Consider the following 25,150-nt stretch of genomic DNA (forward strand, 5'->3'; position numbering starts at 1 on the left):
TGTACGGGTGGACGGACGGCCGGGTAGCATGACCGGTTATCACCGGATTGACGCTCGACTATAAAACTCCCTCGGCGCAAGGATATCACGTTGACCGAACAGATGGCAAGCGACGCCGTCCTCACGGCCGAACTCCGCACCGAGCAACGCCGGTTGACGGAGCTGTACGCCCGCCTCGACATCCTGCGCGAGCAGGCCCGCACCGCCCTCGAGCAGGCCGGCGCCGAGCACACCGGACCGGGCGGCACCCGGCAGGCCCGGCTCGAGCAGGAGGTGGTGCTCGCCGAACGCACCCGCCGGCTGGCCCGGCTGACGGCCGTCGAGCGCGGCCTGTGCTTCGGCCGGATCGACGGCCTCGACGGCACGGTCCGCCACCTCGGCCGGATCGGCCTGCTGGACGAGGAGTTCGAACCACTGCTGCTGGACTGGCGGGCCCCGGCCGCCCGCCCGTTCTACACCGCGAGCGCCGCCGACCCCGCCGGTCTGCTGCGCCGCCGTCATCTGCGCACCCACCGGCGGGAGGTGGTCGGCCTGGACGACGAGGCGTTCGACCTGGACGCGCTCGGGGACGACGGCCGGCGCACCCTGGTCGGCGAGGCGGCGCTGCTGGCCGAGCTGCGCCGGGCCCGGACGGGGCGGATGCGCGAGGTGGTGGCGACCATCCAGGCCGAGCAGGACCGGGTGATCCGCTCGGGGCTGCACGGCGCGGTGGTGGTGCACGGCGGTCCCGGCACCGGCAAGACGGTGGCCGCGCTGCACCGGGCCGCGTACCTGCTGTACACCCACCGGGAGGTGCTGGAGCGGCGCGGCGTGCTGGTGATCGGCCCGAACCGGGCGTTCCTGCGCTACATCGAGCAGGTGCTGCCCTCGCTCGGTGAGACGGAGGTGCTGCTGCGCACCCTCGGCGAGCTGTTCCCGGGGGTGCGCGCGGTTGACGCGGACCAACCGGAAACCGCTTTCCTGAAGGGTTCGCCGAAGATGGCGGACGTCCTCGCCGAGGCGGTGCGCCTGCACCAGCGGCTGCCCGCCGGGGACGGCCGGATCGAGGCGCTCGACCTGCCGGTCCCCCGCCGGCTGCTGGCCGCGGCCCGGGAGCGCGCCCGCGGCCTGCGGCTGCCGCACAACGCGGCCCGCGCCGAGTTCCTGCGCGCCGCCCTGCACGGACTGGCCCGCACCCGCGCCGACGCGATCGGCCGCCCGTGGGACGAGGAGGAGGCCCGGTACGCGCCCGGCGAACTGTGGGCCGAGCCGGAGGTCCGGGCCGCCCTGGACGCGCTGTGGCCGCTGCTGACCCCGCACCGGCTGGTCGAGTCGCTGCTCGCCGACCCGGAGCGCCTCGCCCCGTCCCTCTCCCCCGCCGAGCGCACCGCCCTGCGCCGGGCGCCCGGCGCGCCGTGGACGGTGGAGGACGTCCCGCTGCTGGACGAGGCCGCCGAACTGCTCGGCAGCGACGGCGCGGAGCGGCGCCGGGCCGCCGCCGAGCAGGGCCGGGCCCGGGCCGACGCCGAGGCGTACGCCCGCGGGGTACTGCAAGTGACCGATCAGGAGGGCGAGTTGGACGCGGTGGCACTGGCCGAGCGGCATGCCGACGCGGGGCCGTACCGCTCGACGGCGGAGCGCGCCGCGGCGGACCGGGAGTGGACGTTCGGTCATGTGGTGGTTGACGAGGCGCAGGAGTTGTCGGCGCTGGCCTGGCGGATGGTGATGCGGCGGATCCCGACCCGTTCGCTGACGGTGGTCGGCGATCTGGCCCAGACCTCCTCGGCGGCGGGCGCGCACGACTGGCAGCAGATGCTGGGCCGCTACCTGGGCACCCGCTGGCGGGAGGAGCGGTTGAACGTCAACTACCGCACCCCGGCCCCGATCATGGCGGTGGCCGCGGCGGTGCTGGCGGCGGTCGATCCGGCGGCGCGGGCCCCGGAGTCGGTGCGGGCGGACGGCGAGGCGCCGCGGGCCGTGCCGGTCGAGGACTACCGGGCTCAGCTGCCGGCCCTGCTGGCGCAGGACGGGCCGGGCACCACGGGTCTGGTGGTGCCGGACCGGCGGCTGGCCGAGCTGGCGCATCTGGGGGCGCTGACTGCCGTGCAGTGCAAGGGACTTGAGTTCGACGCGGTGGTGGTGGCCGATCCGGCGGCGATCCTGGCGCAGTCCCCGCGCGGCGGCCACGACCTGTACGTGGCGCTGACCCGGGCCACCCGCCGGCTGACCGTCGCCCACCACGGCCCGCTGCCGGAGCCGCTGCGGGCGGCCTTCTCGAACACCGACCGGGCGGAAATGGGGTGATCGGGACAGGCCAGGCGGGTTAGGGTCCCGCCATGACGACTCGTACGTTCCGGATCATGGTGCGCGGTTCCTTCGACGCCCTCACGCCCGAGCAGCACGCCGAGCTGACCGCCGCGGCGGCCGAACACGACGTGCTGCAGGCGAAGTTCACCGACGAGGGGCATCTGACGTACGACCTGTCGGCGCGTCCGTTCTTCACCTTCCGGTTCCTGGAGCAGGGGGAGGCGGAGGAGGACATCGTGGCGGCCTCGGTGCGGGCCGAGACGGCGGCGGAGCTGTGGCTGACGGACCGGGGGTACGGCTACAAGAACCTGAAGTCGCAGGCGCAGGACATGTCCTTGGCGGCGGTGGGCGCCCGGGGCAAGCAGGAGGCCCGAAAGAAGAGCTGACGTCAGAACAGCGTGTCCTGCTCGGCGGCGGGGCGGGCCCGGGGCAGCAGGGTGAGGCCGTCGCAGCTGTCGGCGGCCTCGGCGTGCAGGGTCCAGCCGGTGAGCAGGCGGGTGTCGAGGAGCAGCGGGGGGCCGGCCGGCGGGTCGAGGAAGAGGTGGCCGCCGATCGGGCGGCGCAGTCGTCCGGTCAGGCGGGCGCCGTCGCTGAGTGCTTTGACCTGCTGGTACTGCTCGGGGGCGCCGGCGGTGAGGCCGTACAGCTCGACCTGGTCGGTGACGGGGTGGTCGGGCAGCAGGGTGACGGGGTGCTCGGCCAGGAGTTGGTGGGCGCGGGTGCGGCCGGCGGTGAGTTCGGCGTGCCGGTCGGCGGGGGTGGGCAGCGTCCACCAGGCGGGGTACTTGGCGGCGGCGGGGATCCGTTCGCGGGCCAGTTTGGCGTGGGCGACGGCGAGTTCGGCGCGGCGGACGGCGGGCAGCGATCCGCGGGCGAGGAACGTCCAGGTGAGGGCGGCCTGTTCGAGCAGCCGGACGGTGCCGCGTTCTTCGGCGGTGAGGCCGACCTTGAGCAGGCCGGGGCCGAACCAGGCGAGGTAGAGCCGGTAGGTGCGGCCGTCGTCGAGGATGCGGTCGCGGGCGAGTTGCAGGCCGCGGTCGGCGCTCTGGCAGCTGGGGCACTGGGTGGTGGTGCCGTCGGGTTCGATGTGCGCGTGGTGCGGGCACGGGCGGTGGCCGCGGGCGGTGGTGGCGCCGGTGCATTGGCGGGGGCCGGCGATCCGCCAGGCGACGGGGAGGCCGTCGGTGAGCGGCCGGGTGTGGCTGGTGCGGCCGTCGGTGGCGGTGAGGCGGGGTGCGCCGTCGTGCCAGCGAAGGCCGGTGGAGGTCCATCCGTTCGCCTGGTGCATCCGGTGAGCGTAGGGCATGCGACGGACAGTCAGGGGCGCAGCAGGGGCAGGACCTGTTGGCAGAGCCGGGACAGGGCGGTGCGTTGCTCGGCGTCGAGGCTGTCGAAGGCGTGGCGGGCGCGGGTCATGTCGTCGCGGATCCGGTCGAGGACGGCGCGGCCGTCGTCGGTGATGGTGACGATCTTGACGCGGCGGTCGGCGGCGGCGGCTTCGCGGCGGGCCAGGCCTAGTGCTTCGAGGCGGTCGACGATGCCGGTGACGTTGGAGGCGTCGCAGCCGAGGCGTCCGGCGAGGGCGCGCATCGGGACGGGTTCGAGGACGGCTTTGAGTGCTTTGGCCTGCGAGGAGTTGAGCCCGTGGCGGGCCGCGGCGGCGGCGAAGTCCTGGAAGTAGGCCGCGCCGACCGCGGCGACCTGCTCCATGAGTTCGGGGGTGGTGGGTGCGGCGGTGCCGGTGCCTGTGGTGCTGCCCATGGCGGTCAGGGTACGCCCATCGTTTCAGTGCCTCAAGTATTGAGTGAGGCAAGTAGTCGGGAGGTCCGGAAGCGAGGCAGGCGGTCAGAGGACCAGACGGTCGAACAGGTGGTGGAGTTCCGCGGCCGGGTCGGTGGTCAGGCCGGTGTGCACGGGGCCGGGCTGGACGACGGCGCTGCGCGGGGCGGTGAGCCAGCGGAAGCGCTGTCCGGGGCTGTCGGCGGCGGCCGGTCCGGCGGCTTCGCCGCCCGCGCAGATCGCTTCGATGCCGCGCAGGGCGCGCCGCACGCCGGCCACGTCGACGACGGCGTCGAGGGCGAGCAGCCGGCCCTGGTCGAGGTGGGTGCGGGCGCCGAGGTAGCCGGAGTCGCGGCAGTACAGCAGGACGCCGATGTTGACGCACTCGCCGCGTTCGACCCGGGGGACGGCGCGGATCAGCGCGTACTCGTAGTCCTTGGGGTGCTGGTCCATCAGGCGTCCACCTCCGGGAGCCAGTCGCGGGGCCCGGCGAGGCGGGCGGTGAGCTGCGCGGTGTAGGCGGCGCGGACGTCGTCGGGGGTGTCGAAGCCGGGTTCGTCGGTGAGCCACACGTCGGGGATCGCGGCGACGGCGGCGGGCAGCGCGGTCTCGGCGAGGGCGGCGAGTTCGGCGTCGACCTTCGGCAGGTGGCCGACGGCGTGCCGCAGGGCGTGGTCGGAGGCGTCGTACGGCTTGCGGCGCCAGGCCTCGGCGCGCGACCAGCTGTGGTGGAAGATCAGGCTGGCGCCGTGGTCGATGAGCCGCAGGCCGCCGGTGGCGACCAGCAGGTTGGGGTTGCGCCAGGACCGGTCGACGTTGCCGATCAGAGCGTCGAACCAGAGCACCCGGGCGGCGGTGTCGGTGTCGGTCTCGAAGCACAGCGGGTCGAAGTTGAGCGCCCCGGACACGAACGCCATGCCGAGGTTGGCGCCGCCGCTGGCCCGCATCTGGTCCTGGATCTGTACCTCGGGCTCGCTGCGGGCGAGCACCGGGTCGAGGTCGACCAGGGCGAGTTCCGGCACCGGCAGGCCGAGCCCGCGGCCCAGTTCACCGGCCAGCACTTCGGCCACCAGCGCCTTGCGGCCCTGGGCCGCACCGACCCATTTCAGCACGTACATCCGGCGGTCGTCGGCCTCGATCAGGCCGGGCATCGAACCGCCTTCGCGCAGCGGCGTCGCGTAGCGGACGGCCGTCACCTCGGAGAGCATCCCGACAGCCTAGCGGCCCTCACAGGCGGCTCCGGCCGGGCAGGGGGCCGCGACCGGTTGGAGATGCACCCGCCGTTGCCCCGTGCGAGTGTGGCCAACAGTCGTCCTTAGTCAGTCACGGACCCGCAAACCCAGGGGATGAACGATGGAACGACCTCGGATCCTGATCGTCGGCGGCGGCTTCGCCGGGCTGGAGTGCGCGCGTCGCCTGGAGCGCAAGCTCGCCCCTTCCGAGGCGGAGATCTCGCTCGTCACGCCGTTCAGTTACCAGCTGTACCTGCCGCTGCTGCCGCATGTCGCGGCCGGGGTGCTGACCCCGCAGTCGGTGGCGATCTCGCTGCGGCGCTCACTGCGGCGCACCCACATAGTCCCGGGCGGGGCGATCGGCATCGATCCGCGTTCCCGGGTCGCGGTGGTCCGCAAGATCACCGACGAGGTGGTGGCGGAGAAGTACGACTACCTGGTGCTGTCGCCGGGCAGCGTCACCCGGACCTTCGACATCCCCGGCCTGCCGGACTACGCGCGCGGCATGAAGACGCTCGCCGAGGCCACGTACATCCGCGACCACGTGATCGCCCAGCTCGACCTGGCGTCCGCGTCGATGGACGAGAACGAGCGGGCCTCGCGCCTGCAGTTCGTGGTGGTCGGCGGCGGGTACGCGGGCACCGAGACGGCGGCCTGCCTGCAGCGGCTGACCACGGCGGCCATCAAGCGCTACCCGCGGCTGGACCCGGACCTGATCAAGTGGCATCTGATCGACATCGCGCCGAGGTTGATGCCGGAGCTGGGCGACAAGCTCGGCCAGACCGCGATGGAGATCCTCACCCGCCGCGGCGTGGACGTCTCACTGGGTGTGTCGGTCGCGGAGGTCGGCGCGGAGACGGTGAAGTTCACCGACGGCCGCACCCTGCCGTGCCGGACGCTGATCTGGACGGCGGGCGTGGCCGCGTCGCCGCTGATCGGCACGCTGGACGCGGAGACGGTGCGCGGGCGCCTGGCGGTGACGGCGGAGATGCGGGTGCCGCAGTTCGAGGGCATGTTCGCGCTCGGTGACGCCGCCGCGGTACCGGACCTCGCCAAGGGCGACGGCGCGGTGTGCCCGCCGACCGCGCAGCACTCGGCGCGCCAGGGCCGGCAGCTCGCGGACAACCTGGTGGCGGCGCTGCGCAACCAGCCGCTGCAGCCGTACTTCCACAAGGACCTGGGCCTGGTGGTGGACCTCGGCGGCAAGGACGCGGTGTCCAAGCCGCTGGGTGTCGAACTGCACGGCCTGCCCGCCCAGTTGGTGGCGCGCGGCTACCACGTGATGGCGATGCGCACCAACAGCGCGAAGTACCGCACCAGCGCGAACTGGCTGCTGAACGCCACCGCCGGCGACGACTTCGTCCGCACCGGCTTCCTGGCCCGCCAGCCCGCCCGGCTGCGCGACTTCGAGTACACCGACGCCTATCTCTCCCGCGACCAGGTCCGCGAACACGCCCAGGCCCTGCTGGCCAAGGGCTGACGCCTTCCGGTGCGGGTGAAGCCCCCGTCCTCGAACGGGGGCTTCGTCACACGGTGTACGGGTACAGCTCGGCGCACTCGCGCGGGACGGCGAGCTCCAGCGGGCCGGGAGGGTGGCCGGGCAGATCCAGCAGGACCAGGCTGTCGCCGATCCGCAGCGCCGCCTCGCCGTCGAACTCGCCCACCAGCACGAGCAGTTCGCCGTCCACCCGGACCTCGGGACCGGGCCCGGCGGCGGGGCGGACCGCGGCGTGCTCCTCGTCGATCGTCCACTCCACGAAGTACGGCCCGGGCGGGTCGGCCGGGCCGCCGCGCCAGCGGGCGACGGCCGGGCCGTGCGGGGTCGCCACCTCGGCGAGCCCGGCGCGCAGCCTCCGGAGCTCGATCCGCATCAGGTCACCCGCGACCCGTGGGTCGGACCGCGCAGCGCGTCGGCGATGGCGGCGGCCAGGGCGGGGGCCTCGGCGGGGGCGAGGGCGGCGATGCCGATCCGGATCGCGGGCGGGGAGCCGAGGCGGAAGCGGGAGCCGGGGGCGACCACCCAGCCGCGGTGCAGCAGGGCCGCGGAGACGGCGGTCTCGTCGGGGACGGGCACCCAGACGTTGACGCCGCTCTCGCCGTGGGCGCGGACGCCGTGCGCGGCGAGCCCGGTGAGCAGCGCGTCGCGCCGGGCCCGGTAGGCGGCGGCGATCGCGGCGGCGGGGGCGGCGTCGGTGCGGCGCAGTTCGACGACAGCGCGTTGCAGCAGGTGGCTGACCCAGCCGGCGTCCAGGCGCTGGCGGCCGAGGACCCGGGCGACGGTGTCGGCGTCGCCGGTGAGGACGGCGACCCGCAGGTCGGGGCCGAGTGCCTTGGCGGCGGAGCGGATCAGTGCCCAGTGGGTGACGGTGGTGCCGCCGCGGCCGTCGGAGGCGAGCGACTGGAAGGGCTGGTCGACCATGCCGTGGCCGTGGTCGTCCTCGATCAGCACGGTGTGCGGGCGGGCGGCGAGGACGGTGCGCAGCGCGGCGGCGCGGGCGGGGGTGAGGGCGGCGCCGGTGGGGTTCTGGGCGCGGCTGGTGACGACGAGGGCGCGGGCGCCGGCGTCGAGTGCGGCGGCGACGGCGTCGGGGAGCGGGCCTTCGTCGTCGACGGGGACGCCGGCGGTGCGCAGGCCGAGGGAGGGGACGAGGTCGAGGACGCTGCCCCAGCCCGGGTCCTCGACGGCGACGGTGTCGCCGGTGCGCAGGGTGGCGGCGAGGACGCGGCCGATGCTGTCCAGCGCGCCGGAGCAGACGGCGAGTTCGCCGTCGGGGGCGCCGTCGGCGCGGAATTCGGCGCGGAAGCCGTCGAGGAGTTCGGGTTCGGCGACGGGTTCGCCGTACAGGACGGTGGGGCCGGCCGCGGCGGCGGCGAGGGCGGGGCCGAGCGGGGGCAGCAGCGCGGGGTCGGGGTTGCCGGCCGACAGGTCGCGGGCGCCGGGCGGGACGGGCAGCCGGGCCTCGTCGCGGGGGGTGGTGGCGGGCCGGGGTCGGATCCGGCTGCCGCGCCGGCCGGCGGTCTCGATGACGCCGCGTTCGCGCAGCAGGCGGTAGGCGGCGGCCACCGTGTTGGGGTTGACGCCGAGCTCGCCGGCCAGGTCGCGCAGCGGCGGCAGGGCGGCTCCGGGCGCCAACTGGCCTTCGGCGACGGCGCGTTCGACGTCGGCGGCGATATCGCTGGCCCGCCGACCCGTGAACCGATACTCTCCTAGCACAAACGTGAGTATGCACTAGTACATTGAGGTTGTCATGCCGGACACGCCCAAGGACACCTACACCCGGAACTCTCTCACCACCCCCACCCGGGACAAGGAGCGGGCCGACTGGGACCGGGACGCGGTGCACGCCGTCCTGGACGCCGGATACCTGTGCCACCTGGGCTTCGTCCGGGACGGCGCGCCGGTGGTGCTGCCCACGCTGTACGCGCGGGTCGGCGAGCGGCTGTACATCCACGGCTCCACCGGCAGCCGCCCGCTGCGCGGCGCGCGCGGCGAGCAGGGCCTGGCGGTGTGCGTGACGGTGACGCACCTGGACGGCCTGGTGCTGGCGAAGTCGGCGTTCAACCACTCCGTCAACTACCGCTCGGTGGTGGCGCACGGCACCGCGCACCAGGTCACCGACCCCGAGGAGCTGCGGATCGCGCTGGACGCGATCGTCGAGCAGGCGATACCGGGCCGCGCCGCCGACTGCCGGCCGGGCAACCCGAAGGAGCTGGCGGCGACGGCGGTGATCCGGCTGGAGCTGGACCAGGTCTCGGCGAAGACCCGCACCGGCGACGTGATCGACGACGAGGAGGACCTCGACCTGCCGTACTGGGCGGGCGTGGTGCCCGTCGCCCCGGTCTACGGCACGCCGGTGGCCTCCCCGCACTCGGACCTGCCGCTGCCCGGGTACCTGGCCGGCCCGGCATGCTGATCCGCGGCTGGGACCGGGGCACCGACCGGGAGTGGCAGGAGTGGCTGGCCGCCGGGCGGGACTTCGGCACGCTGGCCGCCAACGGCCCCGACGGCCCGGTCCTGGTCCCCACCCACTTCCTGCTGGACGCCGAAGCGGGCGAGATCCTGCTGCACCTGGCCGCCCCCAACCCGCTGTTCGCGGCGGTGCGCGCCGACCCGCACGTCACACTGGCGGTCACCGACGACTACGCGTTCGCGCCGGGCCGCTGGCGCGACGCGCCGTACACGCCGACCAGCTACTACGCCTCGGTGCAGTTCTCCTGCACCGCCGAGATCGTGGACGACCCGGCGGGCAAGGCGGAGATCCTCAACCGGCAGCTGGCGCACTTCCAGCCCGAGAACCACGAGGACCGGGTGACCGTCGGCGCGGCGCCGTACGGCCCGCAGCTGACCGGCCTGCGCGGGCTGCGGCTGACGGTGCGCCGGGTGCGGGCGAAGTTCAAGTACGACGACAAGAAGCCGGTGGAGCTCCAGTTGGAGATCGCCGAACGGCTGGCCGAACGCCACGCGGCGACCGGCAACCCGCAGGACGCGGCGGCCCGGGCGCAGCTGCTGCGGCGGCGCACCCGCCGTCCCGCGCTCGGCCCTTCGTCGGACTGACAGCTCATTGGTTCCGGGCGTGTCGAAGCCGCGCCACGGGGTAGCCGCTGGTCGAATTACCTCCGGATAGATCCGCCCCGACCGGACGGATCGTCACGTAGGGAGAAGAGCACTGGCTACCCACTCCTCCGCCGTCCGGGACGAGCACCTCGGCCATGTGGTGTTCATCTCCGCCGCCGCCGCGATGGGCGGCTTCCTGTTCGGCTACGACAGTGCGGTGATCAACGGCGCGGTCACCGGCATCCAGAAGCACTTCGGCGTCGGCAACGGCGAGACCGCGTTCGTGGTGGCGATCGCGCTGCTGGGCTCGGCGGCCGGCGCGGTGGTCGCCGGGTGGCTGGCCGACCACATGGGCCGGGTGCGGACCATGCTGCTGGCCGCGACACTGTTCGCGATCAGCGGCATCGGGTCGATGTTCCCGCCCACCATCGAGGTGCTGGGGGTGTGGCGCGTGCTCGGCGGCATCGCGATCGGCATCGCCTCGGTGATCGCCCCGACCTACATCGCGGAGGTCGCGCCGACCGCGTACCGGGGCCGGCTGGCCTCGTTCCAGCAGATGGCGATCGTGCTCGGCATCACCGTCTCGCAGCTCGCCAACTGGGCGCTCAACCAGGCCGCGGGCGGCGAGTCCACCAACCATCTGGCCGGCATCCAGGCCTGGCAGTGGATGCTCGGCGTGGAGGCCGTGCCCGCCCTGGTGTACGGCCTGATGGCGCTGTCCATCCCGGAGTCGCCGCGCTACCTGATCGCCGACGGGCGCGAGGATCAGGCCCGCAAGGTGCTGGTCGAGGTTGAGGGCGAGGACATCGACCTGGACGCCCGGATCGCGGAGATCCGCCGGGTGCTGGACACCCGCCGCAAGCCGCGGCTCACCGACCTGCTCGGCGGGCGCTTCGGGCTGCTGCCGATCGTCTGGGTCGGCATCGGCGCCTCGGCGTTCCAGCAGTTCGTCGGCATCAACGTGATCTTCTACTACTCGTCGTTCCTGTGGCAGTCGGTCGGCATCAACGAGTCCAACTCGCTGCTGATCTCGCTGTCCACCTCGATCGTCAACGTCATCGGCACGGTGGTCGCGATGGCGCTGGTCGACCGGATCGGCCGCAAGCCGCTGGCGCTGGCCGGCTCAACGGGCATGGCGCTCTCGCTCGGGCTGGCCGCCTGGGCGTTCTCCTACCGGCACGGCACCGGCGACACCGCCACCCTGGCGAACACGTACGCGACGACCGCGCTGGTCGCCGCGCACGTCTTCGTGTTCTGCTTCGCGTTCTCCTGGGGCGTGGTGGTGTGGGTGCTGCTCGGCGAGATGTTCCCGAACACCATCCGGGCGCTCGCCCTGTCGGTCGCCGCGTCCGCGCAGTGGATCGCCAACTGGGCGATCACCGTCTCCTTCCCGACCCTCTCGGACTGGAACCTGTCCGCGACGTACGTGATCTACGCCTGCTTCGCCCTGCTGTCGATCCCGTTCGTGGCCTTCTGCATCAAGGAGACCAAGGGCAAGGCACTGGAAGAGATGGGCTGAACTCCCGCTGACACACCGCCAGTGTGCCGTTGAAGCAAGCGAGTTCGCGCCTAGAGTGCCAGACGAAACTTCCTGCCTGCCGCCGCGCGCGGCCGCCTTGACGGAGAGCCATGGGTGCTGCCCGCCAGAACGTCAGCTTCTCCGGCCGCTCCGGCCGGACCGTGCACGGCTACCTGGCGGTGCCGCCCGCCGGGGTCGGTCCCGGAGTCCTGGTGATCCAGGAGTGGTGGGGGCTGACCCGGCACATCGCCGAACTCACCGACCGGCTGGCCGCCGAGGGCTTCCTCGCGCTCGCGCCCGACCTGTACGGCGGTACCGTCACCCACGACCGGGAGGCCGCCGCCCGGATGAAGCACGAACTGCCCGCCGCGCGGGTCGCGGAGGAACTCGACGCGGCCGTCTCCCACCTGCTCGCCCACCCGGGGTCGGTCGGCGACGCGGTCGGCGTGGTCGGTCTCTGCATGGGCGGCGGCCTCGCCCTGCGGCTCGCCGCCCACGAGGGCGACCGGGTCGCCGCCGTCGTCCCGTTCTACGGCCTGCCCGGCGACCCCGAGTACGACTACCGCGGCCTGACCGCCCACGTCCTCGGCCACTTCGGCGAACAGGACGCCTCGCTGCCCGCCGCGGTGGTCGACGAGGCCGCCATCCGGATCGGCGAGGCCACCGGCCGCCGCCCCGAGATCCACTTCTACCCGGCCGGCCACGCCTTCATGAACGACGAGAAGACCCCCAGCAGCTACGACCCCCTGCAGGCCGCCATCGCCTGGCGCCGCACCCTCACCTTCCTCTGGGCGCACCTCGGCTGAGCCGGGCGCACCTCGGCTGACGAAAAACGCTGGCCAGGGCGGTGCGGCGGGTGGTAGCTCTGGCGGATGCTGATCGGGGAGAAGATCCTGCTGCGGGCCCGGCACGAGAGCGATGTCGCCGTCCTGCACGAGGAGTTGTACGAGGACGTCGCGATGCGCACCCGCACGGACGGGCGGCCCTGGCGGCCGTTGCCCGTCGAGGCGTCGCCGTTCCGGGCGACGGGGGCCGAGGAGCCGGCGGTGTTCTCGGTGGTGGAGCGCGCCGGCGGTGAACTCGCCGGCGCCGCCGTGCTGTGGGGCGTCAACACGCACCACCGCTCCGCCCACCTCGGGATGTCCCTGCGGCCGGGTGTCCGCGGGCGCGGCTTCGGGACGGACGTGGTGCGGGTGCTGTGCCGGTACGGGTTCGAGGTGCGCGGCCTGCACCGCCTCCAGGTGGACACGCTGGCGGACAACGCGGCGATGATCGGCGCCGCCGAGCGGGCCGGGTTCCGCGTCGAGGGGACGCTGCGCGGGGCCGCGTGGGTGTCGGGGCGGTTCGTCGACGAGGTGCTGCTGGGGATGCTCGCGGCGGACTGGACGCCCTGAAATTCGTTGGACAGGGCGGTGGTTGGCGGTCCATCGTCTGGAAGTGCGAATCACCTATCCGGCGTGGGCCGGCCGAAACTACCGGATCCAGACCGCCGCCACGGTGGTCAGCGGGCTGGGCAACGCCGCCGCGCCGATCGCCACCGCGTTCGCCGTACTGGGCGCGGGCTGGCACGCCACCGAGGTCGGCTATGTGACGGCGGCGCGGACGGTGCCGCTGGTGGCGCTGATGCTGATCGGCGGGGCGGTGGCCGACCGCTGGCCGCGGCATGTGGTGATGGTGGGCGCCAATGTGTTCAACGCGGTGTCGCAGGCGGTGCTGGCCGCGCTGGTGCTGATGGGGCATCCGCCGCTGTGGGCGCTGTTGGTGCTGTCGGCGGCGGGCGGCGCGGGGCAGGCGTTCTACACCCCGGCCGCCGAGGGCGTGATCCTGCAGGCGGTGCGGGCCGAGCACGCGTCCAAGGCGCTGTCGGTGTTCAAGATGGGCGTGAACGGCGCGCAGATCGCGGGCGCCGCGCTCGGCGGCCTGCTGGCCGCGCTGCTCGGACCGGGCTGGGTGCTGGCGGGGGACGCGCTCTGTTTCGCGGTGGCGGCGCTGATGCGCTCCGGTCTGACGCAGGTCGGCGAGCGGCGCGAGTCCGGGCCCAGCCTGGTGCACGAACTGCGGGTCGGCTGGCGGGAGTTCGTCTCGCGCCGCTGGCTGTGGGCGATCGTCGTGCAGTTCTCCCTGATGAACGCCTGCGTGCTGGCCGTGGAGACGGTGTACGGGCCGGTGATCGCCAAACAGCGGATGGGCGGCGCCGCGGCGTGGGGCACCGCGATGGCCGCGCTCAGCGTCGGCATGGTGGCGAGCGCGGTGCTGATGGCCCGCTGGCAGCCGCGCCGGATCCTGCTGGTCGGCAACGGCGGCGTGTTCCTGTTCGGCCTGCCCGCGCTGGTGCTGGCGCTCGGCCTGCCGCTGGTGCCCGTCGCGGTGGCGATGTTCCTGTCGGGTGTCGGCGTCACGGTGTTCGTGGTGGGCTGGCTGGTGGCGCTCCGTCAGGAGATCCCGGAGGAACTGCTGTCGCGGATCTCCGCGTACGACGCCTTCGGTTCCTTCGCGCTGATGCCGGCGGGCACCGCGCTGGCCGGCCCGGCGGCGAAGGTGCTGGGTCAGTCCGGCGCGCTGTGGGCGTGCGCGTTGACGTGCCTGGGCCTGGCCGCGGCGGTGCTACTGGTGCCGGAGGTACGGCAGTTGGAGCGCACCGTGCCCGAGGCGCGCGGCAACGTACCGCAGCCGGAGCCGGCCACGTCCGGGTGACGCGGGAGTTGACCTGCAACCCCCCGGGGCCCGGATGTCGTCCAGTCCCTGACTGACCTTGACCCGGGGAAGGGACCCGCATGGGCAAACCGCTGCTGTACCTTGACGTCGACGGGGTGCTGAACCCGGTGTTCCCGCACCCCGAGGAAGACTTCGACTCCCATACGCTGCTCGGCTATTCGGTGCTGCTGTCACCACGCCACGGCGAGTGGCTTCGCGAACTGGCCGACCACTACGAGCTGGTGTGGGCGACCACGTGGGAGTTCGAGGCCAATGAGTACATCTCGCCCTTGCTGGGCCTGCCCGAGCTCCCGGTGGTGAAGTTCACCGGCTACGTGCCGCAGCCGGGCGATCCGCGGGTGCCGCTGATGGAGCTGTTCTCGGCGTTCAAGTGGGCGCCGCTGCTGCGCTACGCCGAGGGCCGCCCGTTCGCGTGGGTGGACGACTGCATCCCGCCGCGGCTGGTGCGCCGCAGCCTGCTGCGCGCGGACCGGCTGCTGATGCCGATCGACCCGGCGCAGGGCCTGCAACGCGAGCACGTGGACCGGCTGTTGCGCCGTCCCCCGTCGCGGGCCTGGCTCAGCCGTCGGACGGGCTGACCTCGGACGTGGGGAGCGGTTCGCCGACCTCGACCCAGACGTGCTCCCAGCGGGCGGTGCGGGCGTGGCCGAAGCGGTCGCCGTGGCGCAGGACCCGCAGCAGCGCCAACGTCTGGGTGCCGTCCGGGCGTTCGGCGATCTTCACGCTGACCTTGGTGGTGCCCTTCGTGCGGCCGCGCTCCACCAATGGCGGCCGGCCGGTGAGCTTGTGCAGGGCGTCCGCGATGCGGCGGGCGCGGTCCCGGTCGCCGTGCCAGCCCTGCTGCCCGCCCATGGCCGCTCCCCGCTCCCCTGCCGGGCGGCGCACCGCGCGCCGTCCACCGGGCGTCACCCTACCGGCAGCCGACCGATCGTCAGGCGGGATTCGGCAGTCGGCTTCAGGAGGGCAGCCAGCTCACGTGCCCGGCCAGCAGGGCGTAGCCGATGAAGCCGACGGTGTCGATCAGGGCGTGCGCGGCGACCAGCGGGCCGACCCGGCGCCAGCGGCGGTACAGCAGGCAGAACACCACGCCCATCACGATGTTGCCGATCAGGCCGCCGATGCCCTGGTACAGGTGGTAGGAGCCGCGCAGGACGGCGCTGGCGGTGATGATCGCGGGCCAGGTCCAGCCGATCTGGTGCAGGCGGCGCACCAGGTAGCCGACCACCACGACCTCTTCCAGGATGGCGTTCTGCCAGGCGGCGGCGATCAGCACGGGGATCCGCCACCACACGTCGGGCAGGCCGGAGCCGGCGACGGTCAGGTTGAAGCCGGCCGCCTGCATGGCGATGTAGAACGCGAGCCCGGAGCCGCCGATGGCCGCCGCGAGCAGCGTGCCCCGGCCGAGGTCGGAGAGCTTGTGGCGCAGGTCGAAGCCGATGGTGCGCAGCGAGGCGCCTTCGCGGACCAGCAGGTAGCCGACCAGGGCGACGGGCATCAGGGCGCGGACGATGTAGAAGAGCTGCCAGGCGAGGTCGAGCCAGGGCCGGCCGGGGGCGCGGGAGGCGTTGAGGGTGGCGACCTGCTGGCCGAGGCCGACGGGTTCGGTGAGCGAGCCGAGGAAGCTGATCAGCGCGGAGACGCCGCTCATGCCGAGCGAGAGGCCGAGCACGATGAGCAGTTCGGCGACGAGCAGGCGGCGGGAGAGGGTCTTGGTGGTGGCGGGCTCGGCCGAGGCGGTGGTCACTGGTCTCCCCGAGGACGGATGCGGCCCGGAGCGCACTGCCTGGCTCCGGGCCGATCATCCTTTCACAGCACGATGAGACGTTTCTGGACCTTGGGGAGCGGCGTCAGTCCACCGGCCAGGTGTGCACGGGTTCGCCGCTGCGCATGCCCTCGATGTAGCGGCGGGTCATGGCGGCGATCGCCGCGTTCGGGTCGAGGCCGTGGCGTTCGCGCAGGCGGTGGACGACGGCGGCCTGCCAGGCGGCGCCGTTGGTGCGGCGCAGGCAGCGCTGTTCGATGATGCCGAGGTAGTGGTCGCGGTCGCGGGCGGCGATGCCCCAGCGGTCGAGGCCCTGGTGGGCGAGCGGGAGCAGTTCGTTCAGCACCAGGTCGGTGGCGGGCAGTTCGACCAGGCCGCGGGCGCCACGCCCGGAGCGGGGCCACCACTGGACGGCGTCGATGCCGTGCCGGGCGCCGTTGACGAAGTTCTGGTCGGCCTTCTCGTACGGCAGCCTGGTCCAGATCGGGCGGGGCTGTTCGGCGAGCACCCGGACCAGGCCGTAGTAGAAGGCGGCGTTGGCGAGGATGTCGGCGACGGTGGGGCCGGCAGGCAGGCAGCGGTTCTCCACCCGCAGGTGGGCGACGCCGTCGGCGACGTCGTACACGGGGCGGTTCCAGCGGTAGATGGTGCCGTTGTGCAGCCGCATCTCGAAGAGCCGGGGGGCGCCGCCGGAGGCCAGCACCTTGACCGGGTCCTCGTCGTCGCAGATCGGCAGCAGTGCGGGGAAGTAGCGCAGGTTCTCCTCGAACAGGTCGTAGGCGGAGTCGACCCAGCGTTCGCCGAACCAGGTGATCGGGCGCACCCCCTGGGCCTTGAGTTCGGCCGTGCGGGTGTCGCAGGCCTGCTGGAACAGCACCGGGCGGGTCTCGCGCCACAACTCTCGGCCGAACAGGAACGGCGAGTTGGCGCCGAGGGCGAGCTGGACGCCGCAGATGGACTGGGCGGCGTTCCACACCGAGGCGAACCGGGCGGGGGTGACCTGGAGGTGCAGTTGGAAGGAGGTGGCGGCGGCCTCGGCGACCATCGACACCGAGTCGATGGTCAGCCGCTCCACGCCGTCGATGTCGAGGGCGATGTCCTCGCCGCGGGCGGCCAGGATCTGGTCGCTGAGCAGGGTGAAGCGGTCGTTGCTGGACATCGCCTCCAGCCCGGCGTGCTCCAGGTCGAGGGTGGGCAGGATGCCGACCATGACGAGGCGTCCGCCGGCCTCCTCGGCCCGCCGGTCGGCGTAGCGCAGGGCGGTGCCGAGTTCCTCGCGCAGATCCTCGAAGACGTGTCCACCCAGGCGGCGGGGGGCGATGTTGAACTCGATGTTGAAGCGGCCGAGCTCCGTCTGGAAGTCGGCGGAGGCGATCGCGTCCAGCACCGCTTCGTTGCCGAGCATGGGGAGCCCCTGCTCGTCGGCCAGATTGAGTTCGATCTCCACGCCCATCATGGCTTTCGGGCGGTCGAACCGTTCCTCCCTGAGCATTCGCCCCAGGACGTCCAGACAGGACTGGAGTTTGCGGCGGTACAGCTGCCGGTCGGCCAGCTCCGCCCGGGTCGCGACGACCTTCTCGCCCACGGGTGCCTTCCCTCCCCTCGGTCGACAGTGCCTGTCCATCATGCCCACGGCGAAGATTTCTAGCCCACGGCTCGAACAGCCGAGCGGGAGAGCATTTCTGACGGCCGATCAGCTCAAACGCACTTGCACAATGACACGGAACGTGATATGAAGGTCACCCTGCGCACTTGTTCGAGTAGAATTCGCACGCCGCTCAGGCCAGGTCAGGGCCGTCCGAGAAACCCCCACTGTCGAGGGACTCGTCGACGACCCGCCCACCCCCTCGGCGATCATGCCCAACCGGACACGGCCAGACCCCTCAATGTCGATGCCATGCCGGTATGCCGCAGCACGCCGATCTCGAACGGAGAGGCGACTCACCATGACGTTGCACCTGTCCCAGCCCCCGGCCGGCGCCCTGCACGCCGTCCACTCGGCCCTCGCGCCCGGGGCGGCCCTGCCGCCGTCGGCGGCCGCCGTGCTCCGCCATAGCGAGGGGCGCCCGGAGCCGCTGCTCGCGCTGCCCGTGCACGCCCTGCGCGGGCCCACGCCGCAGCTGGCCGGGGCGGACTGCATCGGCTGGCGGTTCCTGCTGCGCGCCGCCCGTCCGGACGCGGCGCTGCCGCACTGCCCGCACGGGGACTGCGACGGCGCGGGCGGCCCGGCGGGCGGACGGGCGGCGGGCGGCGGGCGGGCGGAGCACCGGCCGCTCGCCGTCGGCGAGTTCACCGAGGACGGGCTGGAGCAGGTGACGGCCGCCGCCGAGGTCGCCGTCGGCGCGAACGGGCCGGCCTTCTCGCACCTGACCGCCGGGCCCTACCTGGACTCCACGGTGCGGGCGCTGCGCCAGGCCTGGCAGCTGGTGCACCCCTCCCCCGCCCGGTACGAGCCGCGGCTGCTGTCGCTGCCCGAGCACTACGCCTCGGCGCTGTGGCTGCACAGCGCGCTGCCCGGGGAGGACCTGCTGATCCCGCTGGCGCCCGCCCCGCTCGGGGTGGCGGCCCATCAGGTGTTTCCCGCCGCCGAGCTGCTGGCCCGGCTGGCGAACGCACCCGCGGCCCGGCCGACCGCGCTGATCGGCTGACGCCCTTCTTCCGCTCGCACCACCCGGACGGGCCATGCCGGAATGATCCGATCGGATCGCTGCGGGATGGCCCGTCCGTGCGCGGATCGGATCGCCCGCCGCCCGGTAGGGTGATCTCGCCGGATCTTCTGTGGCGCATGTCACCAAATGCCTGCGCGAGCGCCCGCGGAGTCGGACACTGGTGTCGGTCGGGGAGGACCACACGTCCTACCCGGCTGACGCCGTTTCACACCTGATGCGGTGAGAAAGTTTCCGTCGGCAGGGCGGGCGCCCCGGGGGGTGACCGTACGGCGGCGCGAATCCCGAGCGAAGCGAGGTACAACGATGTGCCAGCACCGAACCGACTGTCCGTCCGCCGAGTCGTCGGACCGTGAAGCGGCCGAAGCGGTCGCCCGCCACCCCGAGCAGGGCTGGAGCCTGCTCTGCAACGGGGTGCTGCTGTTCGACGACACCGGCGAACTGCTGCCGGACGGCCGCGTGATCGCCCCGCGCCGGACCCTGCTGATCGCCGCCTGAACGCCGGTCCGCACCACCTCACCGATCACCGCCCGCCCGGAGTGCGCCCTCCTGGCGGGCGTCGGCATTTCCGGGGCCCTTCAGTACCCCTTCCGGCGCGGCCATACGCCTTTCGGCGCGGCCATACGCCTTCCGGCGCGGCCGTTCAAGACGCAGCCGTTCGACGCAGCCTCAGGATCCGCCGAGCAGGTGGTCGGTGGGCGTGGACGGGTCGTACCAGAGGCTGAGCATCGGGGCGTGCCAGCGCCAGCCGAGGGCGGAGTAGAGGGCGCGCCCCTCGGTGGTACCGACCAGCAGGCCGGTGTGCGCGCCGGCCGCGTGCGCCTCGCTCTGCAGCGTGCGCATCAGCAGGGAGCCGAGGCCGCGGCGGCGGTGCTCGGGGGCGGTCTCGATCTGGTCGGCGGCGGCGAGCAGGCGGCCGTCGGAGCCCGGCCCGATGCCCATTTGGCCGCGCGCGGCGTACTCGCCGCTGGTGGTGCGGACCAGGGCGCGGATCACGCCGCCACGGCTCCAAGTGGTGATCCGGTAGCCGGCCGGGACGGTCGGGCTCTCCGGGCGCAGCCGGCAGGTCATCAGGTGGCCGGGGACGTCGATGTGCCAGCCGGGGCCGATCCAGGGCAGGGCGCGTTCGTCGACGTCGAACAGCTTGAGCCAGGTCCACGGGACGGTGGTGCCCTCGGTGAGTTTGCGGACGTCCGGCTCGGTGGGGGCGGGCAGGACGTGCCGCCAGGGGTGGCGGGGCTGGCCGACGTCGATGCTCCAGCCCCATGGCTCGGGGCGGGGGTCGGCGGCGCCGCGGGAGACCGTCCAGCCGCTGATCCAAGCCCGGACGAGGGCGGGGACGGTCGGGTCGTCGGGCATGGCCACACTCCACTTGTAATGGTCTCAACTGCTTGGTGGATATTACCTGTTGAGGGTGTGCAGCGTCCCGGAATTTCGCTGCCTGGCGAGATGTCTGTACAGGTTGCGGAGCGCGTCATCCACTGGACACCCCTCGCACCGGTCCAGTCCACCTGGGCGGCCTACGAATGGCCGCGGCCGGGCGGAGCGAAGCCCGGCACCGTGCCCGAGGAGCCCCGATGAGTCCCGAACTGTCGCGCCGTACCCTGCTGGGCGGTGCCGCCGCCGCGGCGGTGCTGTCCGCGTTGCCGCTGAGTGCCCGTCAGGCGCTGGCCGCCCCGCCCGCCCGGGCAGGGTGGAGGACATCCAGCACGTGGTGATCTTCATGCAGGAGAACCGGGCGCTCGACCACTGCTTCGGCACCCTGCCCGGCGTGCGCGGCCTCGGCGAACGCGCGGCGGTGCGCGGCGTCAACGGCCGGTCGGTCTTCCACCAGCCCGACCCGTCCCGGCCCGAGGGCTACCTGCTGCCCTGTCCGATGAACGCCGCCCACACCAGCGCCTACCAGCAGGGCGCGCCCGCGTTCGGCTACGGCGACTCGATGAGCGCCTGGAACGAGGCCGGGCGGACGGTTCGGTGACCCGGCGCTCGGACGGCTGGCTCGGCCAGGGCTACTACGAGAGCGCCGACATGCCCTTCTACCGACCCGCGCGTACATGAGCTTTCCGGGGGCCTTCTCGCCCTCGGATGCCCAGTGGTATCGGAAGCCGGTCAGCAGGTAGACGGTCAGTGCGGTGAGGAGGACGGCGCGGGCCACGGGATGCTCTGGAGGTGCGGTGAACGGGAAGGAACGGTGCGGGTCGAGATTCCGAGCCTCACGGCCGGGGCGGCGGCGGGAGCTTCACGGGCGTGCGCAGGGCTCGGTCACGCGCACGGAAGCCGAAGCTGATGAGGGTGACGCTCTCGCCGGCACTGACGGGTGTACGGCCGTGAGGCGTGAGTGCGCCGTCGAAGACGACGCAGTCACCTGCGGCCAGATCGCATTCGAGGTAGCCGTCGGCGGTGATGAAGACGGTGGAGCTAGGCTTGGCGGCACCGGTGGGGCGTTCGTGCTTGAGGCACAGGATCAGGTTGGCCTCGCCGAAGCCGAACTCATCGACGTGGAAATCGAGGAACTGTCCGCTGTCCCGGTACGCGATGTAGACGGCGGCGTGCGGCTGTTCGACCTCCAGCCCCGTGGACCGGGCCACGACGGCGGCGAGGTCGACGTGGTCGGCGAAGCGGGTCGCCGCGTCGCCGACGACCGCGTTCCACTTGCCGTTGTGGAGGTACCCGGCGGTGGCAAGGGCGTTCTCGGCCTCCTGCGCCATCGCGGCGATCGGCTCGGCGGCGAACGACTGGTCGCGCAGGTGCCGGAGGAGGCGCGGGTGCACGCGCTGGTGCGCGGTGAGTCCTCGCACGGCGTCCCGGAGGCCCGGAAAGCTCTCCGCCCATCGGGCCGGCGTCCGGGCGGTGGTGCGGGACTGGAGCCAGGCGGTCCACCCGGCGCTCCACCCGTGCGGTGCCGAGAAGTTGGGGTTGGCCCGGCCGAGCAGCAGCGCGACGCGGTCGAGTGCGGCCTGCGTGGACTCGACCAGTTCCGCGTTGCCCTTGGCGATCCGCAGTCGCAGGGCCTCTTGCAGGTGGGCCAGGGCCCCCGCGTGGTCGCCGAGTTCCATGAGGTGCTTGCCGAAGTGCTGGTGTGCGAAGTCGAGGAGTTCCGGGTGCCGGCTTCGTGCAGTGGCGAGCGCGCTGCGGTAGAGGGCGTCCGCGGCCTGCGTGTCGCCGGCGTAGCGGTGGGCGTCGCCGAGGTTGATTGCGGAGGCGACGACGGATCGGGTGTTGCCGGCGGCGGTGGCCATGTCGAGGACCTGGCGCAGGAGTGTGCGGGCCTCGTCGTGGTGGCCCAGGGTCATCTGGGCGATGCCGATCTCTCTGCTCAGGAACCGGGTCCGGGAGGGGTCGGTGGTGACGTCCAACTCCTGGCGGAGCTGGCCGACGACGACGGTCAGCTCGTCCCGGTCGATGGGGACCATGCGCAGCTGGTCGTCCTGGGTGATGAGGTGCTGGAGCACGGGGCCTTCCCTGGTTCGGTGGCGCTCGGCGGCGCACTACAGCTGGTCGGTCTGGTGGCGCAGGTCGGCCAGCAGCTCCGCCCCGTGCGGGGAGAAGTGCTCGGTCAGGAGCTCCAGTTCGCGCATGAGGTAGCGGACGGCCGGCAGTCCCTGGTCGTAGGCGTCCTGGAAGCGCACACGCTCGTCGGCGGTCAGGTCGTCGCGGTCCAGTTCGGTCCGGCGGAACCGCAGCAGCTGGTTGTAGACGCAGATCGCGTGGAACGCGCGGTCGATCTCCCAGAACTGGTTGCGGGCCTCGCCCTGCGTCGCACGCCACCCGATCTCGATCCTGGGAGAGGTCCGGGAGGAGTAGCCGTCGGCGAACACCCGGTTCTGGAGGACGTGGAAGCTGATCGACTGGTGCGTTCCCTCGTGCAGCAGGTTCTCCGCCAGGAAGAGGGGCGACGGCTCGGGACTGACGGTGTTCGGCGGGATGTGGTGCCGGGCCTTGTCGGAGAACACGACGACGTACGGGAGCGCCGGGTCGCTGGAACTGGTCAGCGAGGACGCGTGGACACCGGACTTGAGGCCGACCCACAGCAGGCCCCGGACGAATTCGCGCACGCGGGCGAATCCTTCGGGGTGGACGAGCGACAGGCGGTCCAGGGCCTGGGTCAGCGTCGTGCGGCGCTCGTCGGTGTGCTGGGCGATCTCGTAGTCCGTCAGGCTGAGTTCGTCGGCGATCTCGCGGGGAAGCTCGGCGTCGAACCAATCGAAGGTCACGCCCGCCACGGTCACGGTGTCACTGCGCAGGACGCGGGAGTGCTCCGCGAAGGGGGTGCCCGAGCGCACCAGGCGCTCCATCAGGGCGAACGGGAGCATCGGCTCGGCGCCCGTCTCACGGAGCCGGGTCAGGGCCGGGTCCTTGCGGGTGAGGTCGAAGAAGGAACCGGGCTCCACTCGGGCGGCAATCGTCGGCGACACGATGGCTCTCCTCTTGGTCGAGGCGTGCAGGTGGCAGGTCTGGGAGGTGGCGGGCCGACCCGGTTACGCATTCCGAGTCGGCCCGCCGTGCCGTCAGTCAGACGGCGTCAGTTCGGAGTTGAGGTCAGCTCTCGGTTCCCGCCGGGGCGAAGTCGCCGTCCGGGACCTTGTGGTCCAACCGCCGCGTCAGGGACGGGACGGTGGCCGGCGCGAAGTCGCCGTCCGGGACGGAGTGGTCCAGCCGCCGCGTCAGGGCGGTGACCTCCGGGTCGGGCGTGATGGTGGTGTCGCTCACGATGCCTCTCCAATCGGGTTGGCTCCGCTCGTCCGAGGTGGACGAGCCGTGGTGCGGGTGATGCAGACCCGGCCCGACGGGCCCTTTCCAGCGGGCCGGGAACTCGTGGGCGCCCAGGGGCGCGGGTGGGGCCAGTAGCGGCCCGAGGCGATCAGCGCCATCGCGAGCGCTATGAGCGCGAGCAGGGAGACCGTTTACGCGGCGGCAAGGGGCCAGGGCGTGGGGGCCTCGCGCGAGGCCCGCCCGGCGGTGTCCCCGCAGTCGTTCCGGCCGCCGTCCACGGCGTTCTCTCCTCGGGGTGTCACCGCTACGCCGGCCGCCGGTCGAGCGCGGCCCGCAGCGCGGCGCGGCGGTGGGGTGCGCGGGCGCGGGCGCGGGCGATGCAGTCGTCGCAGATCGCGTGGAGCGTGCTGTCCTCGTCGCCGGGGGCGCGGAGCGTGGTGCCCGCGCAGACCAGCTTCTCCTGCCGGCAGACCCAGCACTTTCCCTGGCGGTAGCCGTCGGGCCGGTCCACCGCGTACTCGTCGCCCGCGAGGCGGAAGGGTCTCGGCGTGTTCACTCTGCGGACTCCAACTCGGTCAGCAGGACCAGCTCCGGGTACACCTCGCAGGAGGAATCCCTGTTCACCCAGGCGTAGTTGGCGTGCTCGCCCGGGGTCTCCGCGACGGTGCCCGTCCAGCCGTCCTCGCCGTGCCGGACCGGGTCGCCCTTGATCACCTTCAGGCTCTGCTTCTGTCGGATGATCACGCGGCACCCCTGCGGGCGATGCAGTTGCGGCAGCGGCACGAGGACCGTACGGCCAACTCCTGCACGGCCTCGCCCGGGGACGGGGCCCGGCCGGCCGCGTTGGCCGCCCGATACTCGGCCAGCGGGTTCCACCCCTTCGGAAGCCTGTACCGCTCGGCCTTCGACGGGCCGGGCTCGGGGTCGCGGTAGACCCTCGGGGTCTTGCGTGTCGCCATCGGTCTGCTCTCCTTGCCGGGGCGGCGGGGATACGTGATAGACCGTAGGCAAGCGGCTACGAGCGGTGCCACAATCTTGCACCGTCTTGCATCGATTCACCCGAGCGCCTTGAGGGCTCGCTCCATCAGCACTCTGGCGTCCCGTCCGTGCACTGCCATGCCTGAGAGGATCTTGAACGCCTTCGAGTATGCCGCGATCTCGCTGGGCGTCGTGATCTTGACGACTGCGGTCAGCAGCTCGGCGTCAACTTGCCGGTCATCGAACATGTAAAAGGCTTCGAGCGGCCACATGGCGCGGGGGGCCTGGAACGGGATCACACCGACACTGACTCGCGGCAAGGACATGATGTTCAGCAGGTGGTGCAGCTGGTCCGTCATCGCCTCCCTGTCACCGAGGGGGTAGTAGAGGACTGCCTCCTCAAGGACGAAAGCAAAGGTGCAACTCCCCTCGTACAGCAGGTTGCCGCGCTGGAGACGGCTGCCGACAGCCTCTTCCACGTCGTCCGGAGTGTTCTGGAAGGTAGTGATGGCCCGCATCAGGGCAAGCGCGTAGTCACGGCGCTGGGTGATCCCCGGCATCACGTTGGAGCAGTACGCCCGAATCTGCCGGCTGTCCCTGAACATCGGCAGGATGGCGTCTTGGGCGTGCTTCATTCCCGTTCGATGCAGGCGCTTCCACTCGACGTACATCTCGTCGGCCGCACGACTCGCGGCGATCAGATCTGCCACTTGGTCTTCTGCGCCGCAGGCCGTACACCATCGCTGAATGTCGTCTGCTGACGGCGGTGTCTTGGCACTTGCGATGCGTGAGACCTTGGACTCGCTGAAGCCGGTTCGCAGGGCCAGATCATGCCCGGTGAGGCGGGCGTCCTGCTGGAGGGTTTTCAATCTCTTGGCGATCGTCTCACGGGCGCTCTGCGCGCTGGACGATGGAGACAGGGGCATGATCCGGCGGTCCTGCGTA

At 72.6% G+C, this 25,150-nt stretch carries 31 protein-coding genes; 14 read left to right on the plus strand and 17 right to left on the minus strand.

Going from position 1 to position 25,150, the window contains the following annotated elements; genetic code table 11:
- The first annotated feature begins 90 nt into the window (after window positions 1-90).
- Both ACGFWJ_RS00400 and ACGFWJ_RS00405 read left to right on the plus strand, forming a co-directional pair.
- Window positions 91-2,283: a HelD family protein gene (locus tag ACGFWJ_RS00400; protein WP_392943752.1), complete on the plus strand. Its 2,193-nt coding sequence runs from the start codon at window positions 91-93 to the stop codon at window positions 2,281-2,283.
- A 32-nt stretch (window positions 2,284-2,315) separates the two neighbouring features.
- Window positions 2,316-2,672 (plus strand): DUF6204 family protein, encoded by a 357-nt coding sequence (locus tag ACGFWJ_RS00405; protein WP_387864544.1) that lies wholly within the window; start codon window positions 2,316-2,318, stop codon window positions 2,670-2,672.
- A 2-nt stretch (window positions 2,673-2,674) separates the two neighbouring features.
- Here the strand turns inward: ACGFWJ_RS00405 and ACGFWJ_RS00410 are convergent, their stop codons facing one another.
- The 4 genes from ACGFWJ_RS00410 to ACGFWJ_RS00425 form a co-directional block, all read right to left on the minus strand.
- A complete protein-coding gene (locus tag ACGFWJ_RS00410; RefSeq protein WP_392943755.1) occupies window positions 2,675-3,592 on the minus strand; it encodes a DUF2797 domain-containing protein in 918 nt (305 codons plus the stop codon).
- An 11-nt stretch (window positions 3,593-3,603) separates the two neighbouring features.
- Entirely contained in the window at window positions 3,604-4,047 is a 444-nt protein-coding gene (locus ACGFWJ_RS00415) for a MarR family winged helix-turn-helix transcriptional regulator (protein WP_387633766.1), read from the minus strand.
- Between the two features lie 84 nt (window positions 4,048-4,131).
- Window positions 4,132-4,521 (minus strand): DUF3037 domain-containing protein, encoded by a 390-nt coding sequence (locus tag ACGFWJ_RS00420; protein WP_392945431.1) that lies wholly within the window; start codon window positions 4,519-4,521, stop codon window positions 4,132-4,134.
- On the minus strand, window positions 4,518-5,273 hold the full coding sequence (locus ACGFWJ_RS00425; protein ID WP_387633768.1) for a HipA family kinase: 756 nt from the start codon (window positions 5,271-5,273) through the stop codon (window positions 4,518-4,520). The genes ACGFWJ_RS00420 and ACGFWJ_RS00425 overlap by 4 nt, the downstream gene beginning before the upstream one ends.
- Before the next feature lie 145 nt (window positions 5,274-5,418).
- On the opposite strand from ACGFWJ_RS00425, the gene ACGFWJ_RS00430 reads away from it, so the two are divergent.
- A complete protein-coding gene (locus ACGFWJ_RS00430) occupies window positions 5,419-6,777 on the plus strand; it encodes an NAD(P)/FAD-dependent oxidoreductase (RefSeq protein ID WP_392943757.1) in 1,359 nt (452 codons plus the stop codon).
- A gap of 46 nt (window positions 6,778-6,823) precedes the next feature.
- On the opposite strand, the gene ACGFWJ_RS00435 is transcribed toward ACGFWJ_RS00430, so the two are convergent.
- Together ACGFWJ_RS00435 and ACGFWJ_RS00440 are read right to left on the minus strand one after the other, a co-directional pair.
- Window positions 6,824-7,168 (minus strand): hypothetical protein, encoded by a 345-nt coding sequence (locus ACGFWJ_RS00435; RefSeq protein ID WP_392943759.1) that lies wholly within the window; start codon window positions 7,166-7,168, stop codon window positions 6,824-6,826.
- Entirely contained in the window at window positions 7,168-8,511 is a 1,344-nt protein-coding gene (locus tag ACGFWJ_RS00440; protein ID WP_392943761.1) for an aminotransferase class I/II-fold pyridoxal phosphate-dependent enzyme, read from the minus strand. The genes ACGFWJ_RS00435 and ACGFWJ_RS00440 overlap by 1 nt, the downstream gene beginning before the upstream one ends.
- 34 nt (window positions 8,512-8,545) lie before the next feature.
- On the opposite strand from ACGFWJ_RS00440, the gene ACGFWJ_RS00445 reads away from it, so the two are divergent.
- The 7 genes from ACGFWJ_RS00445 (at window position 8,546) to ACGFWJ_RS00475 (ending at window position 14,664) form a co-directional block, all read left to right on the plus strand.
- The gene (locus ACGFWJ_RS00445; RefSeq protein ID WP_392943763.1) at window positions 8,546-9,211 is read left to right on the plus strand and encodes a pyridoxamine 5'-phosphate oxidase family protein; all 666 of its coding nucleotides are present in this window, start codon (window positions 8,546-8,548) and stop codon (window positions 9,209-9,211) included.
- The gene (locus ACGFWJ_RS00450) at window positions 9,205-9,852 is read left to right on the plus strand and encodes an FMN-binding negative transcriptional regulator (protein ID WP_387864553.1); all 648 of its coding nucleotides are present in this window, start codon (window positions 9,205-9,207) and stop codon (window positions 9,850-9,852) included. Before ACGFWJ_RS00445 ends, ACGFWJ_RS00450 begins: the two co-directional genes overlap by 7 nt.
- Window positions 9,853-10,009: 157 nt before the next feature.
- Window positions 10,010-11,371 carry a sugar porter family MFS transporter gene (locus tag ACGFWJ_RS00455; protein WP_392943766.1) on the plus strand — a complete coding sequence of 454 codons (1,362 nt, stop codon included), beginning with the start codon at window positions 10,010-10,012 and terminating at the stop codon, window positions 11,369-11,371.
- A 110-nt stretch (window positions 11,372-11,481) separates the two neighbouring features.
- The gene (locus tag ACGFWJ_RS00460) at window positions 11,482-12,177 is read left to right on the plus strand and encodes a dienelactone hydrolase family protein (RefSeq protein WP_392943768.1); all 696 of its coding nucleotides are present in this window, start codon (window positions 11,482-11,484) and stop codon (window positions 12,175-12,177) included.
- A 66-nt stretch (window positions 12,178-12,243) separates the two neighbouring features.
- Complete coding sequence (locus ACGFWJ_RS00465) at window positions 12,244-12,765, plus strand: GNAT family N-acetyltransferase (protein ID WP_387633784.1); 522 nt, start codon at window positions 12,244-12,246, stop codon at window positions 12,763-12,765.
- A gap of 43 nt (window positions 12,766-12,808) precedes the next feature.
- Window positions 12,809-14,065 (plus strand): MFS transporter, encoded by a 1,257-nt coding sequence (locus tag ACGFWJ_RS00470; protein ID WP_392943770.1) that lies wholly within the window; start codon window positions 12,809-12,811, stop codon window positions 14,063-14,065.
- Window positions 14,066-14,145: 80 nt separating this feature from the next.
- Complete coding sequence (locus ACGFWJ_RS00475) at window positions 14,146-14,664, plus strand: HAD domain-containing protein (RefSeq protein ID WP_392943772.1); 519 nt, start codon at window positions 14,146-14,148, stop codon at window positions 14,662-14,664.
- Here the strand turns inward: ACGFWJ_RS00475 and ACGFWJ_RS00480 are convergent.
- The 3 genes from ACGFWJ_RS00480 to ACGFWJ_RS00490 all read right to left on the minus strand — a co-directional run bounded on the left by ACGFWJ_RS00480 (window position 14,645) and on the right by ACGFWJ_RS00490 (window position 17,433).
- Window positions 14,645-14,938, minus strand: coding sequence for a hypothetical protein (locus ACGFWJ_RS00480; protein WP_387633790.1), 294 nt, complete (start codon window positions 14,936-14,938; stop codon window positions 14,645-14,647). The genes ACGFWJ_RS00475 and ACGFWJ_RS00480 overlap by 20 nt on opposite strands.
- A gap of 103 nt (window positions 14,939-15,041) precedes the next feature.
- Window positions 15,042-15,830 carry a CPBP family intramembrane glutamic endopeptidase gene (locus tag ACGFWJ_RS00485; RefSeq protein WP_387633792.1) on the minus strand — a complete coding sequence of 263 codons (789 nt, stop codon included), beginning with the start codon at window positions 15,828-15,830 and terminating at the stop codon, window positions 15,042-15,044.
- Window positions 15,831-15,933: 103 nt separating this feature from the next.
- Window positions 15,934-17,433 (minus strand): glutamate--cysteine ligase, encoded by a 1,500-nt coding sequence (locus tag ACGFWJ_RS00490; protein WP_392943775.1) that lies wholly within the window; start codon window positions 17,431-17,433, stop codon window positions 15,934-15,936.
- Window positions 17,434-17,794: 361 nt separating this feature from the next.
- On the opposite strand from ACGFWJ_RS00490, the gene ACGFWJ_RS00495 reads away from it, so the two are divergent.
- Window positions 17,795-18,496 carry a hypothetical protein gene (locus ACGFWJ_RS00495; protein ID WP_392943777.1) on the plus strand — a complete coding sequence of 234 codons (702 nt, stop codon included), beginning with the start codon at window positions 17,795-17,797 and terminating at the stop codon, window positions 18,494-18,496.
- 324 nt (window positions 18,497-18,820) lie between these two features.
- On the plus strand, window positions 18,821-19,012 hold the full coding sequence (locus ACGFWJ_RS00500) for a DUF5999 family protein (protein WP_387633798.1): 192 nt from the start codon (window positions 18,821-18,823) through the stop codon (window positions 19,010-19,012).
- Between the two features lie 171 nt (window positions 19,013-19,183).
- On the opposite strand, the gene ACGFWJ_RS00505 is transcribed toward ACGFWJ_RS00500, so the two are convergent.
- A complete protein-coding gene (locus ACGFWJ_RS00505) occupies window positions 19,184-19,873 on the minus strand; it encodes a GNAT family N-acetyltransferase (protein ID WP_392943779.1) in 690 nt (229 codons plus the stop codon).
- Between the two features lie 218 nt (window positions 19,874-20,091).
- On the opposite strand from ACGFWJ_RS00505, the gene ACGFWJ_RS00510 reads away from it, so the two are divergent.
- Complete coding sequence (locus ACGFWJ_RS00510; protein WP_392943781.1) at window positions 20,092-20,232, plus strand: hypothetical protein; 141 nt, start codon at window positions 20,092-20,094, stop codon at window positions 20,230-20,232.
- Window positions 20,226-20,492 carry an alkaline phosphatase family protein gene (locus ACGFWJ_RS00515; protein WP_392943783.1) on the plus strand — a complete coding sequence of 89 codons (267 nt, stop codon included), beginning with the start codon at window positions 20,226-20,228 and terminating at the stop codon, window positions 20,490-20,492. Before ACGFWJ_RS00510 ends, ACGFWJ_RS00515 begins: the two co-directional genes overlap by 7 nt.
- A gap of 235 nt (window positions 20,493-20,727) precedes the next feature.
- Here ACGFWJ_RS00515 and ACGFWJ_RS00520 read toward each other — a convergent pair whose 3' ends face one another.
- The 7 genes from ACGFWJ_RS00520 to ACGFWJ_RS00550 form a co-directional block, all read right to left on the minus strand.
- Window positions 20,728-21,966 (minus strand): tetratricopeptide repeat protein, encoded by a 1,239-nt coding sequence (locus ACGFWJ_RS00520; RefSeq protein WP_392943785.1) that lies wholly within the window; start codon window positions 21,964-21,966, stop codon window positions 20,728-20,730.
- A gap of 36 nt (window positions 21,967-22,002) precedes the next feature.
- Window positions 22,003-22,929 carry a hypothetical protein gene (locus ACGFWJ_RS00525; protein WP_392943787.1) on the minus strand — a complete coding sequence of 309 codons (927 nt, stop codon included), beginning with the start codon at window positions 22,927-22,929 and terminating at the stop codon, window positions 22,003-22,005.
- Between the two features lie 124 nt (window positions 22,930-23,053).
- Entirely contained in the window at window positions 23,054-23,224 is a 171-nt protein-coding gene (locus ACGFWJ_RS00530; protein ID WP_392943788.1) for a hypothetical protein, read from the minus strand.
- A gap of 307 nt (window positions 23,225-23,531) precedes the next feature.
- Window positions 23,532-23,783 carry a hypothetical protein gene (locus ACGFWJ_RS00535; protein ID WP_392943790.1) on the minus strand — a complete coding sequence of 84 codons (252 nt, stop codon included), beginning with the start codon at window positions 23,781-23,783 and terminating at the stop codon, window positions 23,532-23,534.
- Window positions 23,780-23,971, minus strand: a complete 192-nt coding sequence (locus tag ACGFWJ_RS00540) for a hypothetical protein (RefSeq protein ID WP_392943792.1) — start codon at window positions 23,969-23,971, stop codon at window positions 23,780-23,782. Before ACGFWJ_RS00540 ends, ACGFWJ_RS00535 begins: the two co-directional genes overlap by 4 nt.
- Window positions 23,968-24,186 (minus strand): hypothetical protein, encoded by a 219-nt coding sequence (locus ACGFWJ_RS00545; protein ID WP_392943794.1) that lies wholly within the window; start codon window positions 24,184-24,186, stop codon window positions 23,968-23,970. Before ACGFWJ_RS00545 ends, ACGFWJ_RS00540 begins: the two co-directional genes overlap by 4 nt.
- A gap of 96 nt (window positions 24,187-24,282) precedes the next feature.
- Complete coding sequence (locus ACGFWJ_RS00550) at window positions 24,283-25,131, minus strand: helix-turn-helix domain-containing protein (RefSeq protein ID WP_392943796.1); 849 nt, start codon at window positions 25,129-25,131, stop codon at window positions 24,283-24,285.
- Window positions 25,132-25,150 lie beyond the last annotated feature (19 nt).

Source organism: Kitasatospora sp. NPDC048407, from assembly GCF_043200475.1.
Lineage (GTDB): Bacteria > Actinomycetota > Actinomycetes > Streptomycetales > Streptomycetaceae > Kitasatospora.